Source organism: Anaerostipes butyraticus (assembly GCF_016586355.1).
Lineage (GTDB): Bacteria > Bacillota > Clostridia > Lachnospirales > Lachnospiraceae > Anaerostipes > Anaerostipes butyraticus.
Window position 1 is genome coordinate 1 of the sequence record NZ_BLYI01000039.1, and the last position, 1,334, is coordinate 1,334.

The following is a 1,334-nucleotide window of genomic DNA, read 5'->3' on the forward strand; positions in this document are numbered from 1 at the left end:
CTGCCTGGATCGCTGCATCAAAAGTACGGAATACCAGATCATTATTATTAGAGTCGCCTATGACGTAGGATACGATCCTCCTGTCGTATAAGTCGAGGATGGCGCTCAGATAAACCTTGTGTTTCTCAAGACCGACATAGTAATGGAATTCTGTCACATCAGTGAGCCATTTCTCGTTCGGGGCTTGTGCATTGAACTGCCGGTCAAGTATGTTTTCGGCAATATACTGCGGATTCTCAGCCCGGCGGGTACAACCATTGTTTGTATATTTTATCGTAGACTTTATGTCAAGCTTACGGCAGATCCGCAGGATTCGTTTATCATTGGCCTTTATGCCATGATAACGTTCCAGTTCATCCCGGATCCTCCGGTATCCCTTGTCTGGGGAATCTTTGTGGATCTTTTCTATTTTATCTGCTATCCGGTGGTTTTCCAACTCGCTTTCCGGTGTCTCCCTATGCAGCCATTTATAATACGCCGCATGAGAAACACATCCAAGCCTGCACAGGCTCCGGATAGGATAGCCATGATCTTCGTGTTCCTCTTTTATCGCCCGGTATACGGCTTCATGCCGGATCAGGCTCAGCCCCGCCTCCTCTCTATTTCTTCGAGTTTTTTTAAGAAGGATATCTCCATTTCTGCCCGTTCCTTTTCTGCCTGCAGCAGTTTTACCTCAGCACGCAGTCTTTCGAGTTCACTCATTTCCTCCGGAGCTTTTCTTTTCCCCCTGCGGTCCTTCAGGGCATTCACTCCTCCAGATTCGTATTTTATGGTGTAATTCCTGGCCTGTTGGTAAGATATTCCATATTTTTCTGATGTTTCCGTATAATTGCGGCCATGAGTGATGCAGTATTTGACGATCTCGACCCGTTCGTCAAAGGTGGTCTTTCTTCCTTTTGTCATGATGATACAGCCTCCCGTTCCAGAAGATTTCAGTTCCTCATGACTATTATACTTTATGATCCATTTCCTGAGTTGGGTTCCTGATCGGATTTTATATTTTTTTAATACTTCGGGACCGGAAAGGCCTCCAGAAAGATAATCCTCCACTGCGGCTTGTTTGGTTTCGGAAGAGTAACGCCTTGCTTTGCTCCCGGTCACCAGGCCTTTCCACCCAAAGGTGTTGTATAGATGGATCCAGTCTTTTAAAGCTCCCTGGCTCATTCCATAGATACGACAGAGTTCCCTGAAGCCGTGGGTACCATTGAGGTATTCCATAAGAATATGCTCTTTTTCTTCGTAGGAATACTTATGTTTATATGCCATAATAATACTCCCTTCTAAGTGACAAGTTTTTATTATTTCACTTGTCTACCTAGAAGGGAGCATATCAG

2 protein-coding genes are annotated in these 1,334 nt (G+C 45.1%); both read right to left on the reverse strand.

Translation table 11 applies throughout. The features are described 5' to 3' along the window. Positions 1-436: IS3 family transposase (locus JMF81_RS09140; RefSeq protein ID WP_201311151.1), on the reverse strand; the 436-nt coding region annotated here is incomplete at its 3' end. 146 nt (positions 437-582) lie between these two features. Beyond that, a complete protein-coding gene (locus JMF81_RS09145) occupies positions 583-1,266 on the reverse strand; it encodes a helix-turn-helix domain-containing protein (protein ID WP_201311152.1) in 684 nt (227 codons plus the stop codon). Positions 1,267-1,334 lie beyond the last annotated feature (68 nt).